This is a genomic window from Salinicoccus sp. ID82-1, assembly GCF_021991715.1.
Classification (GTDB): domain Bacteria; phylum Bacillota; class Bacilli; order Staphylococcales; family Salinicoccaceae; genus Salinicoccus; species Salinicoccus cyprini.
Genome location: NZ_JAGFLY010000002.1, coordinates 1 through 13,186, shown reverse-complemented (window position 1 = coordinate 13,186; position 13,186 = coordinate 1). Strand labels below are relative to the sequence as shown.

At 46.5% G+C, this 13,186-nt stretch carries 17 protein-coding genes; 2 read left to right on the top strand and 15 right to left on the bottom strand.

Going from position 1 to position 13,186, the window contains the following annotated elements; genetic code table 11:
* Positions 1 to 2 precede the first annotated feature (2 nt).
* Entirely contained in the window at positions 3 to 914 is a 912-nt protein-coding gene (locus tag J4760_RS05540; RefSeq protein ID WP_237605056.1) for a response regulator transcription factor, read from the bottom strand.
* Between the two features lie 193 nt (positions 915 to 1,107).
* Between J4760_RS05540 and J4760_RS05535 the strand changes: the two genes are divergently transcribed.
* Positions 1,108 to 1,671, top strand: a complete 564-nt coding sequence (locus tag J4760_RS05535; RefSeq protein ID WP_237605055.1) for an NADPH-dependent FMN reductase — start codon at positions 1,108 to 1,110, stop codon at positions 1,669 to 1,671.
* A gap of 82 nt (positions 1,672 to 1,753) precedes the next feature.
* Here J4760_RS05535 and J4760_RS05530 read toward each other — a convergent pair whose 3' ends face one another.
* The 5 genes from J4760_RS05530 to metG all read right to left on the bottom strand — a co-directional run bounded on the left by J4760_RS05530 (position 1,754) and on the right by metG (position 6,370).
* Positions 1,754 to 2,017, bottom strand: coding sequence for a Veg family protein (locus J4760_RS05530; protein ID WP_145289740.1), 264 nt, complete (start codon positions 2,015 to 2,017; stop codon positions 1,754 to 1,756).
* 74 nt (positions 2,018 to 2,091) lie between these two features.
* Complete coding sequence (gene rsmA, locus J4760_RS05525) at positions 2,092 to 2,988, bottom strand: 16S rRNA (adenine(1518)-N(6)/adenine(1519)-N(6))-dimethyltransferase RsmA (RefSeq protein WP_237605054.1); 897 nt, start codon at positions 2,986 to 2,988, stop codon at positions 2,092 to 2,094.
* A 1-nt stretch (position 2,989) separates the two neighbouring features.
* Positions 2,990 to 3,544, bottom strand: coding sequence for a ribonuclease M5 (gene rnmV, locus J4760_RS05520; protein WP_145289734.1), 555 nt, complete (start codon positions 3,542 to 3,544; stop codon positions 2,990 to 2,992).
* A 75-nt stretch (positions 3,545 to 3,619) separates the two neighbouring features.
* Positions 3,620 to 4,384 carry a TatD family hydrolase gene (locus tag J4760_RS05515; RefSeq protein WP_237605053.1) on the bottom strand — a complete coding sequence of 255 codons (765 nt, stop codon included), beginning with the start codon at positions 4,382 to 4,384 and terminating at the stop codon, positions 3,620 to 3,622.
* Positions 4,385 to 4,396: 12 nt separating this feature from the next.
* On the bottom strand, positions 4,397 to 6,370 hold the full coding sequence (gene metG, locus J4760_RS05510; RefSeq protein WP_237605052.1) for a methionine--tRNA ligase: 1,974 nt from the start codon (positions 6,368 to 6,370) through the stop codon (positions 4,397 to 4,399).
* A gap of 300 nt (positions 6,371 to 6,670) precedes the next feature.
* Between metG and J4760_RS05505 the strand changes: the two genes are divergently transcribed.
* On the top strand, positions 6,671 to 6,949 hold the full coding sequence (locus J4760_RS05505; protein ID WP_145289725.1) for a transition state genes transcriptional regulator AbrB: 279 nt from the start codon (positions 6,671 to 6,673) through the stop codon (positions 6,947 to 6,949).
* An 18-nt stretch (positions 6,950 to 6,967) separates the two neighbouring features.
* Here J4760_RS05505 and rsmI read toward each other — a convergent pair whose 3' ends face one another.
* The 9 genes from rsmI to J4760_RS05460 all read right to left on the bottom strand — a co-directional run bounded on the left by rsmI (position 6,968) and on the right by J4760_RS05460 (position 13,077).
* Positions 6,968 to 7,792, bottom strand: coding sequence for a 16S rRNA (cytidine(1402)-2'-O)-methyltransferase (gene rsmI, locus J4760_RS05500; protein WP_145289721.1), 825 nt, complete (start codon positions 7,790 to 7,792; stop codon positions 6,968 to 6,970).
* Positions 7,752 to 8,042 (bottom strand): GIY-YIG nuclease family protein, encoded by a 291-nt coding sequence (locus tag J4760_RS05495; RefSeq protein WP_237605051.1) that lies wholly within the window; start codon positions 8,040 to 8,042, stop codon positions 7,752 to 7,754. Before J4760_RS05495 ends, rsmI begins: the two co-directional genes overlap by 41 nt.
* The gene (locus J4760_RS05490) at positions 8,035 to 8,763 is read right to left on the bottom strand and encodes a tRNA1(Val) (adenine(37)-N6)-methyltransferase (RefSeq protein WP_145289715.1); all 729 of its coding nucleotides are present in this window, start codon (positions 8,761 to 8,763) and stop codon (positions 8,035 to 8,037) included. Before J4760_RS05490 ends, J4760_RS05495 begins: the two co-directional genes overlap by 8 nt.
* 37 nt (positions 8,764 to 8,800) lie before the next feature.
* Positions 8,801 to 9,115 carry an initiation-control protein YabA gene (locus J4760_RS05485; RefSeq protein WP_145289712.1) on the bottom strand — a complete coding sequence of 105 codons (315 nt, stop codon included), beginning with the start codon at positions 9,113 to 9,115 and terminating at the stop codon, positions 8,801 to 8,803.
* Positions 9,115 to 9,924 (bottom strand): PSP1 domain-containing protein, encoded by an 810-nt coding sequence (locus J4760_RS05480; RefSeq protein ID WP_237605050.1) that lies wholly within the window; start codon positions 9,922 to 9,924, stop codon positions 9,115 to 9,117. The genes J4760_RS05485 and J4760_RS05480 overlap by 1 nt, the downstream gene beginning before the upstream one ends.
* Before the next feature lie 5 nt (positions 9,925 to 9,929).
* On the bottom strand, positions 9,930 to 10,784 hold the full coding sequence (locus J4760_RS05475) for a hypothetical protein (RefSeq protein WP_237605049.1): 855 nt from the start codon (positions 10,782 to 10,784) through the stop codon (positions 9,930 to 9,932).
* A 72-nt stretch (positions 10,785 to 10,856) separates the two neighbouring features.
* Positions 10,857 to 11,186: a cyclic-di-AMP receptor gene (locus tag J4760_RS05470; RefSeq protein ID WP_145289703.1), complete on the bottom strand. Its 330-nt coding sequence runs from the start codon at positions 11,184 to 11,186 to the stop codon at positions 10,857 to 10,859.
* Positions 11,183 to 11,815 (bottom strand): dTMP kinase, encoded by a 633-nt coding sequence (tmk, locus tag J4760_RS05465; protein ID WP_145289701.1) that lies wholly within the window; start codon positions 11,813 to 11,815, stop codon positions 11,183 to 11,185. Before tmk ends, J4760_RS05470 begins: the two co-directional genes overlap by 4 nt.
* Positions 11,812 to 13,077, bottom strand: coding sequence for an Orn/Lys/Arg family decarboxylase (locus tag J4760_RS05460; protein ID WP_237605048.1), 1,266 nt, complete (start codon positions 13,075 to 13,077; stop codon positions 11,812 to 11,814). Before J4760_RS05460 ends, tmk begins: the two co-directional genes overlap by 4 nt.
* Between the last annotated feature and the right edge of the window lie 109 nt (positions 13,078 to 13,186).

The window sequence follows — 13,186 nt, the reverse complement described above, 5'->3', positions numbered from 1 at the left end:
TACTAGCGAAGCACGAGCAGTTCCTGAATTTCATTATATTTTGTTCTGGACAGTGGAATTTTGGTCTTATCCGGGTTGTCTATGACGACAGAGTATGTATTTTTCGACCAGTTGATGATTTCCTTCACCTTTTTCAGATTGACGATATACGAACGGTGACACCTATAGAAGCCGTAATCCTTCAATTTCTGCTCCGCTTCAGTCAGATTGCCCTCTATCACGAACTTTTCCCGGGAAATATTTATATAGACTTTCCCATCGCTGCTCTCCAAGTATTCAATATCTTCCAGATCCACGAAAATCGTCTTGTCTTCAGATTTTGCTTTCATACGGTTGAGCGCACTTTGTGGTTCGTCAGACATTTCCTCTGTTTCCACCGATTTGATTCCTTGATCATTAAGTTTCATAATATCCTGGGAGATGACGAAGGCATCTTCTGTACTGTGTGTGACGACCATGACAGCCTTGCCCATCCGCTTCATCTGATCGATCGCTTTATGAAAAAGATGGATGTTGTCCACTGTTGCATTATATAGCGGATTTACGGCCAGCACACATGTGCGGTCGGACATCAGCGCATGGATGTAGGACATTCGCTGGGTAATCTCGTCACTGCATTTCCCAAGCCGCATCTTCTTGAAAGCTTCCAGCTCGAACTGTCTCAGGATATTATCGATATCCAGATCACTGTTGTACCACTTCCTGTAGAACTTGAGCTGCTCCTTTACCGTCAGACGGTCGTAGTTCCGAGCTGAACTTTCAAGGCGGAAGACCTCCGGTGAATGCTCGGTCAGTGCCATGACCTTATGGATATACTCGATGGGCATCTGGATGACAGTTACATCCTCACTTCTGAATCTTATGAACTGTTCATTCTCTTTATCAATTACTTTGGAGACTTTGATTTCAAGCATGGCTCTCACCTCACGATCCGTTTATATTCATCAATTATATTATACTTTGCCTTCTGATGCTGTCATCCGCAGTATTCACATCAGCAGACAAAAAAGTTGAATTTCGGCCTCATTGCTTTATCATGTACATAGCAGGTTACTTTTTATTACTATAAACGTCCAGTTGTATTGATGGACATTGGAGGAATTCAGTATGGTCAGAATCGGAATCATTACAGGCAGTACACGTCCTGCGCGCGTCAATCTTCAGGTGGCCGAATGGGTCAGGACATTTGCAGAGGAACTCGATCTCGATGCCCAGTTTGAAATCGTTGATATTATGGAATATGACTTCCCGATGTTTAGTGAAGATGTTCCGCCTGCAATGGCCAACAAGGAATATTCAAAGGATACGGTCAATGCCTGGTCCAGAAAAATAGATGATCTGGATGGTTTTATTTTCATCACGCCTGAATACAACAAGAGCATCACTGCATCGCTTAAGAACGCAATCGACTATATCGGCCCCGAATGGGCGAATAAGGCCGCTGGAATCGTCGGCTACGGTTCCACATTGGCTGTCGCAGCTACGCTCTCGCTCCGGCAGATTCTTGGGAATCTGAATATCGCCACTGTAACGCCGTTCGGCGCCTTCAGCCTATTCACCGATTTTGAAAACATGAAGACATTCAAGCCTGCAGAGATACATCATGCAACAATGGAGAATGTCGTTACAACGACGGTGAACTGGTCAAAAGGACTTAAGACGATCCGATAGCAGACACAGTGGGAAAGGTCGTACGCGGCCTGTTTTTTGTATACAAAAAGGCTGCTATCCTGGGATAGCAGCCACCGTTCGATTATTGGATTACAAATGCTTCTCTCTGTTCATTATAGAATGTCACTTCAACGTTGGATGTCAATACATCAGTATATGTATATGACACTCTTTCAAAGCTATGTTCCTCCTGATCGAGTTCTACGACGAAGACAGAAGGATATGTCTCTCTCAGAATACCTCGTCGTTCAATCAACTTCTTGCGTCCTCCATTTGCACGGAGTAAAACTGGACAACCCAATTGACAATCAAGAATTTTTTTGATGTCGACTAAAGTTTTTGGCATTTGGCCCACCTCACTACTGATAGTATAGCAAGTTTACATAATTCTGTCAAAATTTCGCGTAAATTCTGTCACTTCTATGCCCCGCCAGAGACCTTCAGATCGGGAAAAGAGCGGACCGACTGGTATATTTTTGCGAAATCCTCAATCGAAAGACTCTCCCCACGTCTTCTCGGGTCGATACCGGCCTGCTCAAGCATCTGATGGAGTGCTTCCTTCTTCTCTTTGCCATTTTCAAAGATGTTCGAGTAGTTGTTGAGTATCGTCTTTCTTCTCTGGCCGAACGCCCCACGCGTCAACTTGAAGAACAGTACTTCATCATCAACATCCACTTTCGGCGTCTTGCGGCGCACCATCTCCACGATGATGGAATCCACATTCGGCGGCGGCATGAAGACGGATTTGGGTACATTCTGAACAACGCGTGCCTCCGTATAGTAGTCGATGGCGATGGATAGTGAACCATATGATTTGCTGTTCGGCCCGGCGCTGATCCGCTCCCCGACTTCCTTCTGCATCATGACATAATAGCGTTCAATCGGCAGGTTCTGCTCGAGGAAATGCATCAGTATCGGCGTTGTAATGTAGTACGGCAGATTGGCGACGACAATCACTTCATCGCATCCCGCTAGCGACTCCGAAATGGTGGCCATGACATCCGCCTTCAATATATCCTCATTTACGACCTCGACATTATCATATGGCGACAGCGTATCCTCAAGTACAGGGATCAGCCGCTGATCTATTTCATAAGCAACCACTTTTCCGCCGCGTTTCGCAAGCTGCTCTGTAAGAGAGCCGATTCCCGGGCCCACCTCGATGATGCCGGTCCGGTCCGTGATATCCGCCTTGTCAAGCACTTCCCTGATCACATTCAGGTCGACCAGGAAGTTCTGGCCGAGACTCTTCTTGAAGGTGAAACCATGGTCATTCAATATTTGTTTTGTTCTGCCTACTGTGGCAATATCCTTCATTCTACTCACCTTCTAGTTCATTTAATGTCCGTTCAACCTGTGCATGCGAAATGCTGTAGCGGTTCAGCTTCTTCCTGAGCTGGCCCGCATTGGCATACCCGATGTTCAACCGGTTGCACAAGTATGTTCTGCGGCTGGCAGCTTCCCTGTTACCGGACAGCCGCCACCTCACCATGTCCTGTATGGTGATATTTTCCTCATAACCCGAAACGCTCGTATATACTTTCGACAGACTGTCGATGATGTCCTCTATGGATGCATGCTCTATCCCGATGCCGCCATTCCGGCCCTTCGCCTTTGCACGCGGCATGAACGCCTCTTTTATGTCCGGAAAGCGCTCCAGTATCGTATTTCTGATCTTCTGCCCCGGATAGTCCGGGTCCGTGAATATAATGGCACCTCTCGTTGATAGGGCCACCTCGATTTCACGCATCACCGTCTCATCGATGGCTGACCCGTTCGTCTCTATTGTTTCACAGGAAACAGCTTCATTCAGACGCCGTGTATCATCCCTGCCTTCGACAACGATGACTTCCTTTATTATCGGTTTTTCCATTCGTGCACCTCATTTCAATCATATCACATTTTTCATATAAAAAATAAAATCACCGCAATGACGGTGATTTCATCTCTATATCTTGAAGAGTGCTTCGGCGTTTTCTGTCGTCTGCTTCGCCAGATCCTCATAGGATATCTCTCTAAGCTCTGCTATTTTTTCTGCCACCAGTTTCACCAGGGCAGGTTCATTCCTTTTGCCACGGTAGGGGTGAGGCGTCAGAAATGGTGCATCCGTTTCGACAAGCAGCCTGTCGAGCGGCACATGCTTGGCAATGTCCTTTGGGTCCTGTGCGTTTTTGAATGTGACAGGGCCTCCGAGAGACACATGGAAGTTCATATCGATGACTTCATCTGCGACATCCGGTGTACCGCTGAAAGCATGCATGATGCCGCCAATCTCGTCTGCACCTTCCGCCTTCAGTATATCGACACAGTCCCGCGTGGCTTCACGGTTATGGATGATGATGGGCAGCTTCACCCGCTTCGCCAGAGCAATCTGTTTCCTGAAAATCTCTTTCTGAACATCTTTCGGAGATTTATCCCAATGATAGTCGAGGCCTGTTTCTCCAATACCTACTATCTTCTCATGACTGGACAGTTCTTCGATCCACTTGAGATCTTTATCCGTACAGTCCACCGCATCCACTGGATGCCAGCCGATGACACCATAGATGTTGGCATATCTATCGATCAGATCCATAGTGCGTTCAATTGTTTTCCTGTCGAAACCGACTACAACCATCTTCTCGACACCGGCTTCCTCTGCACGGCCGAGAACCGCTTCGAGATCTTCATCATACTGGTCAGCATTCAGATGTACATGAGTGTCTATCAGCATGAAAATCCTCCTCTACTTGACTGTACTGCCATTTTCAATACCATTCGGCACTGAGATCAGTGTGAGATGCTTGCCCATCTCTGCAGTCAGAATCATTCCTTCCGACATCTCTCCCCTGAGTTTGACAGGCTCAAGATTCGTTACGACAAGCACTTTCTTGCCGACAATATCTTCAGGCTCATATGCTTCGCGTATGCCGGAGACGATCTGCCGTTTCTCCTCGCCAAGATCGACTTGGATCTTGAGTAGTTTATCCGCCTTTTTGATGCCTTCTGCATGGATGACTGTCGCCACTTTGATTTCAACCTTATTGAAATCATTGATTGTAATCTTGCCGGATGCATCTTCCGCTTCGTCTTCCTCTGCCGGTGCATCCGGTGTCATCAGATCTTTCAGATGAGCAACTTCCGCCTCCACATCGAGACGTGGATAGATCGGTTCAGGTTTACTGATCATCGATCCAGCTGTTCTGATGCTGCCGTATGTCATGATGGAGTCGAATGTCTGAAGTTCTGTATCCGTCACATTCATCTGTCTGAAGATTTCCTTCGGTCCGTGCGTGAGGTAAGGTTTCAGCAGGATGGCAACGATGCGGATGTTCTCAGCCAGATGTACCATGACATTGCCGAGCGCCTGACGATTCGATTCATCTTTCGCAAGCACCCACGGTGCTGTTTCATCAATATACTTATTCGTACGGCTGACGATCGACCATACCGCTCTCAGCGACTTGCTGAATTCCGTCTCATCCATGCTCTCTTCATACAGTCTGATATTCTCATATACTGTCTGCTCAAGTTCTTCATCAAATTCCGTTTCATGTCCGGTATACTCCGGCAGCTCACCATCAAAATATTTGTTGATCATGGAGATGGTACGGTTGACCAGGTTGCCAAGATCGTTTGCGAGATCAAAGTTCGTCCGGTCAACAAATGCTTCCGGTGTGAATACGCCATCAGAACCAAACGGCACTTCGCGCATCAGATAATAGCGAAGGGCATCAAGACCATACCGTTCAACAACTGTTTCAGGATAGATGACATTGCCTTTCGACTTCGACATCTTGCCATCCTTCATGACGAGCCAGCCGTGGCCGAGAATCTTCTTCGGCAGCGGCAGATCGAGTGCCATCAGCATGATCGGCCAGTAGATTGCATGGAAACGGACAATTTCCTTACCTATCATATGTGTGTCCGCCGGCCAGTATTTCTGGAACAGTGCATCGTCATCGGAACCGTAGCCCAGAGCAGTAATATAATTGCACAATGCATCTATCCACACATATACAACATGCTCAGGATCGGACTCGACCGGAATGCCCCAGTCGAATGTCGTACGGGAGACCGCAAGATCTTCGAGACCTGGACGGATGAAGTTGTTCAGCATTTCATTCTTGCGGGATTCCGGCTGGATGAAGCCCGGATTCTCCTCATAGAATTTTTCCAGACGGTCTGCATATTTACTCATTTTAAAGAAATAACTTTCTTCTTTTACGAGTTCCACTTCATGACCGCTCGGTGCCATGCCACCAATCATTCTACCTGCTTCATCGCGGTACACTTCATCGAGCTGGGTTTCTGTAAAAAATTCCTCATCTTCGACGGAATACCAGCCTTCATACTCACCAAGATATATATCGCCCTGCGCGTAGAGCTTATTGAAAATCTTCTGGATTGCCGCTTTGTGACCCGGACTCGTCGTACGGATGAACTGATCATTCGTAATCTCAAGGAGTGACCACAGGTTCTGCATATATGCAGCCATTTCATCCACATAATCCTGAGGTGAAATGCCCATTTTTTCTGCTTTCTGCTCTATTTTCTGACCATGCTCATCGGCACCTGTCAGATAGTATACATCGAAGCCGCGCATGCGCTTGTATCTCGCCATGACATCGCACGCAATGGTTGTATAGGCATTGCCGATATGCAGCTTTCCACTTGGATAATATATCGGTGTGGTGATATAGTAAGTTGGTTTTTCCATGCTCTTCCTCCTATTTGTTCATTTACTAAATATAACGAATTTAAGTCAAATTTTCAATAATATCGGTTGTTTATGTTGGCGGAAGGCGAAGCGGTATGCTATAATCAGCAAGAACTCAACAGAGGGGCGGTATATGTTCATTGACATTCATCTGCCTTTATGTTAGGTCATGTTTCAACCGATTTATTTTGGGTAGCCAATCTAAATACCGATCTTCCCTTCTTCATGATATCTTCTGGAGACATAGATAGGGAGATGGAATAGGTCATGTGGATGAATGAAAATTTGGAGGGATTCTTTATGAAATCAACTGGAATTGTACGCAAAGTGGATGAACTTGGACGGGTAGTAATACCAATAGAACTCAGACGTGTACTTGATATCGAAGTCAAGGATGCGCTTGAAATATATACTGATGACGACACAATCATACTGAAGAAATATAAACCGCAGATGACTTGTGCCGTTACAGGAGATGTCTCCGAGCAGAATATGCGCCTTGCTGATGGCCGCATCATTCTGAGCCAGGAAGGCGCAGAAAAACTCATCGAGGAAATCCAATCAAAAATGGACAAATAAAAATAAGCGGTGCGCCGCTTATTTTTTTGTTTCATGAAATTCGTCATATACATCCTGCTTCTTCAGCCCCCGCACGTCCGCTACCTTCTTGATTGCCTGCTTTGGTGTCATGCCTTCCTTTATCAGCGCTTCCACATGTTCCATGACCGGTATATCGAATTCGACCGCTTCTGATTCCGCCCCTTCAATGACGAGGACAAATTCCCCTTTTAGAGAAATTTCCGAACCCAGCATCTGAAGCATCTCATCGGCTGGCCGTCTGACGTGCTGCTCGAACTTCTTGGTGATTTCCCTCGATATGCTGACCGTTCTGTGTCCATCAATATCTGCGATTACAGCCAATGTATCCTTTATCTTATGAGGAGATTCATACAGAACTGATGTCCGTTCATGAGCCATGATCTCCTGGAGCTTCTTTTTACGCTTTGCATTCGTTTTCGGCAGAAACCCGAAATAGGTGAACTCATATGAGGGAATACCGCTTGCAACAAGGGCCAGTGTAAAAGCAGAGCCTGAAGGGATGATGGAATATGCCAACCCTGCATCCTGCATTCTTGCAACCAGCTCGAAACCGGGATCCGAAATGACCGGCATGCCGGCATCCGTCACGAGTGCGAATGTGCGTCCTTCATGCATCTCTTCTATGATTCCGTCCTCCACTTTCCCCTTATTGAAGTCGTGATAGGCTCTGAGAGGCGTATCAATATCAAAATGTGTCGTCAGCTTGCGCGTCGTACGCGTATCTTCACATAGTATGACATCCACATTCCTCAGTGTATCAATCGCCCGGTAAGTCATATCGTCAAGGTTGCCGAGTGGCGTACCCGTGATATAGAGTTTCATTTACACCCCTCCTGATCAGTGCCAGCTTCTGCTGCCTGGTCAACTTTTTGATTTCATGCTCGCGTTTCAATGCCTCGCTTTTTGTCTGATATGCTTCCGAATGCATCAGCCGGACCGGCCCACGGTTCCGTGTATACTTCGCACCATTACCGCTGTTATGCTTGGCTATTCTTGAGGTGACATCTTTTGCATAGCCGGTATAGAGTGACCCATCTGCGCATTCTACAATATAGACATGGTGTTCATCCATAGTAGACCGCCAGCATTTCTTTTGTATAGTTGCCCGCTTCATCGTATATATATAGCGGCGGCAGGACATCGGCGTACGCCTGGCTGTTGAATATCGCCTCCACCAGCACAAATAATGCCGTTTCCGATGACTGGTCATTATAGACATACTGAAGCCTTCTGATACGGAATCCGGCATTGAACATTTCACTGGCCACTTCCATGCTGCGTTCCGCCCGATGCACCATATACAGACGCCCCTTGTTTTTAACAAGGAAGCGTGCCGCTTCGATTACACCTTTCAGATCGATATGTATCTCATGGCGGGCAATGCTGTGGGGGCCTTTATTCTTAATGGGCTGGTTGTTCGTAAAGTAGGGCGGGTTCACCGTGATGACATCAAAAGTCGAATGAGCATGCATCTCCCTGATGTTCCTGATATCCCCCTCGACCATCGTAATCTGTTTTTCTTTATGATTCATCCGGATGCTGCGCTCTGCCATATCAACAAGTTCCGGCTGCAGCTCGAGCCCTCTTATGGGAAGTGCGGTCCGGTGTGACAGCAGCAATGGAATGATGCCATTGCCGGAGCACAGATCGATGATAGTGCTGTCCCTCTTCAAGAAACGTGTAAAGTTTGCAAGCAGTAGTGCATCGACTGAAAATGAAAAGACTTCACTGCTCTGGATGATTTGCATAGACTCCCGGAACAGCTCATCCATACGCTCTCCTTCTTTTAACATATATTTCACCCTCAATAAATAAGACGGCCGAGGCCGTCTATTTGTTTCTATGCTGAAGGAATCCCTGGCAGAACAGACAGTCCTCACCATGCCGATGCGTTCCAAAATGGATGCTGCAAACATGGAATCCTTCGTCATATAGATTGTTCAATGTATTCTGTTTGAATGACTTTGCCTTTTCCGACTCTTCCTTCGCCAGAAGCTGCTCATAATTTTCCTTTTCCATCTGCAGGCTGACATTCTCCTCCACCAGACGGACGGACAGCTCCTTCAAGGTCTGAAGCTCGTCATACATATGGTTCATGTCCGCTTCAAGCTTACTGATGTGCGTGAACAGTCTTTCACGATCCATTACTGCACCCCGCCTGCCGCATTCAGTTCATCACAGTGATATTCCCGGATGTAGTCATCCTTGTATTTCACCTTGACGACCAGGTCCAGTATATTCATGCCGATGACAACAGCACGACCATCCGGCGTGTCGATCGTCTGTCCAACATCAGGCATCTGTTCACGTGCATCTTCATAATACTCATCTTCATAGTTCAGACAGCACATCAGACGGCCGCATGCACCTGAAATCTTGGTCGGACTGAGCGAAAGGTCCTGGTTCTTGGCCATCTGGATACTGACGGGCACGAAGTCACCAAGGAATGTGGAACAGCAGTGTGCACGACCACATGGACCAATGCCGCCCAGATATTTCGCCTCGTCCCTTACACCGATCTGGCGCAGTTCGATGCGCGTTTTGAAACGGTTTGCCAGAATGCGCACAAGACTGCGGAAATCCACACGTTCATCTGCAGTGAAATTGAAAATCAGTTTCTTGCGGTCCAGTGTGTACTTCGCATTGACGAGCTGCATGTCGAGTTTTTCCTGTACCGTAGCTTCCTTGCAGAAACTTAGAGCTTCTCTTGCCATGCTGTCATTCTTATCGAATGTCTTCACGTCTTCGTCTGTCGCCCGACGGACAAATCTGCCGTCCGGTTCTACAATATTGTCTTTTGGGACACGGTAGTTCGACTTTACAACACGAAGCATTTCAAATCCGCGCTTTGTCTCCGCGACAATATAATCGTCGCGTGTGACCGCATCCCCCTTCGCTTCTATATATAGATTATCAAAATAATCGAGTTGGGTCGCGGTGATGAGTTCTATCATATCATTCAACCTTTCGAGCAGATGACCATGCTTTCGAATACAAGCATGGGATGCACATTGGACTGGAGCAGACGGTTTGCTGTCTGCACCTCTTCCAGCATGCGCGACAGTCGCTCAAGACGCTGTCCTGCTGTTGTTTTATTCACTTCGCCACCAAACGGCCTGAAATTCTCGAGTTCCAGCAATTCATGCATGCACTGCCTGACGTAACCGTCGATCATCTGCAGTAGAAGAGCATGATCCCTTCTATTCTGTCCAAGATCGAGCATCGGTTTGATTTCTATCAGAACAAGTGGATGGTTGCCAAGCCACTTCGCTGAAAATCCCATGGCTGCCTGCCTCAACTCGGAAAATGAAGATCCGAGCTCTTTGACATGCTGGGCATTCAGCGCCAGTACATCCACAGTATTCAGCTCAGCTTCACTCAAACCTTCGAGCGTTTTGATGCGATCATCACGTTCGCCTTTGATATGGATATGCTGAGCTCGCGAATGGATCGTCGGCAGAATGCTGCTTTTATCGATTGTAAGCAGAATGGCGATTGTCTTCTCCGGCGGATCTTCAAGAAATTTGAGAACACTGTTCTCTGCCTGTGGTGTCAGCTTTTCAAACGCTTCAATTACATACACCTTGTATTCCGATTCTGTCGGCTTGCGGTTCATTCTTCTGACGAGATCTTCAACAGCTTCCTTCTTGATACTTGTTTCCTGCGTTTCAAGATAGAAGAAGTCCGGATGGTTGCCTTCTGAAATCAGCATTTCATTTCTTGATGTATTTCCAAGAATGTTCAGTGCGAAGTATCTGCTATAGCGCTTTAACGTTTCTATTGCGTCTCCTTCAAACATATAAGTATGACTCAACCGGCCATTCTCTATAATTCTGTTCAATTGGGTTTCTACGACGCTGTTCTCAGCTTTCATAGCCAATTGTACTTAAAATCTTTCAAATTGTTCAATAGGCAGAACGAATACCGTTGCGCCACCCACTTCAACTTCCACAGGATAAGGGATATATGAATCCGCATTCCCACCCATTGGAGTCACTGGAGCCACTGTCTGTTCTCTATTGCCGCATGTATCATCAATCACTCTGAGCAGTTCATCCACACGATCATCTTCCAGACCACATAGGAACGTTGTATTTCCTGCTCTCAGAAAACCACCTGTCGAAGCAAGTTTTGTACTCCTGAAGTTGTTTTTAGTCAACCGATCAGACAATCTCTGACTGTCATGATCCTGTACAATTGCGATTACCATTTTCATGACTGATTCACCTCTTGATTCAAGTATTGGTTGATTATGTTCATTGCGTCTTCCATCACCTTTTCAGGTGACCGGCTTGCGTCTATAGTTCTGATGCGATCAGGGTAATTTTCTGATAATTTATTATACCCTGAAACAACTGCTTTATGAAAGTCTATTTTCTCGGCATCCAGCCTATTATGATCTCTTTGATTGCTGGAAATGCGTTCAAGACCGACCTCCGGGTCCAGCTTAAGATAGATAGTCAAATCAGGCATATGATCCTCTATCGCAAAGCGATTGATTTCCATCACTGCTTCAGTTCCTATGCCACGGGCATATCCCTGGTAGGCAATGGAGCTGTCTATGAAACGGTCGCACAGGACTATCTTTCCAGCCTCCAATGAAGGTATGACCTTCTCTACAAGATGCTGGCGTCTGGAGGCTGCAAACAGCAGCGCTTCAGTCCGTTCGTCCATATCGTTGCCCTTGGCCAGAAGTATTTCCCTGATCATTTCGCTGACCCCTATACCACCGGGTTCACGCGTCATGATGACTTCATGCGACTTTGAAAGCTGCGTGTGGACTTTGGAGATGAGCGTTGTCTTCCCCGAGCCCTCAGGGCCTTCAAATGTTATGAAATAGCTCATTGGTCATCCTCATTCTTGTAATGTTGTATATTTGATTTTATACCTTCTATTCTAACACGATTGCGCAGATAGTGCGTAATCGATTTGAGGTGCTCCGAGGTGATGACTTCTCCTTCATGTACAAGTGGCACTCCTGGAGGATAAGGAATAATACTCTGAATGCAGATGCGACTCTCCAATAGATCCACCGAAAATCCGCCGAGTGACGGTATACTTCCATTGAAGTCCATCACACCGATACGCTCCAATAGCGAATGGAATGGATAGCGGTCTCCATCATGGAAGAGCGGCAGACAGAAGAGCACACCTTCATCCGACCACATCTCTGGAAAGATATTCTGTGCAATAAAAGCATCCGCCAGCGACAAGGAAGTGATGTCCGGATGCAGCAGCAGAAGCTTGGCAGGATCATCCTGTATTCGGACCTCGATATTTCTCCTCCTCAGTGCTTCAATCAGTACTTTCCTTTTCTCAAAGAATCCTGCTGGATGGTAGTCAACGTAGAATGCATGTGCCTGCTCGATCGACAGCATGACAAGATAGGAGGGACTGGACGTTTCAAAGTAGTCGATATACTTCATGATGGAGCTATGCAGCGTTTCATCTCTTGTAAACACGACTGAAGCCATTGTCAACGCCGGCAACATCTTGTGGTAAGATTGGATGGTTACATCCGATTGGTAGCTCATGGACGACCGAGGAAAGCCATGAGCGATATCACAATGCGCACCATGTGCCTCATCCGTAACAACAAGCCCACCTTTGGAGTGAACAAGCGCAATCATATTTTCAATATCAAAGCATTCACCCATGTAGGTTGGATAGGTGACCACCACAACATCACCTTTCTCAAAAGGGAAAGAGGCGCACTCACCCAGCGTAATCGTCTTATGATAGGCACCCGCAAGATCAAGAGCATGGTAGACGGACTTATGGGCACCCTCAATAATGATAAAACGTTCGTGCAATTTAGATAGGGCATATACGGTTGCCAGGATGCCGTTCGTTGTGCCATTGACCATCATCTGCGCCGTGTATCCCTTATACTTCATACTCAGCCGATCATTCAATCGCTGTAGTACACCACTTGGTTCATGAAGGTCGTCAAGGCCCTCAATTTCTGTCATGTCATAGCGCCAGTCGATATCCGATAAAGCGCCGATTGTATTATTCTTATGACCGGGTACATGCATGGATATACTTTCGTCATCAAGCATCCCGGTTATTTTGCGGTATAGCTCCATCATTTCACCAACTATCATTCAGTCTCTTATTTCTTCCTATTATAATGAATGCAAGATATCAAACCAAAACCTTTATATCGAACACAAAAAAGAGGATTCCTTGTAAAAGGAATCCTCTTTATGTAAT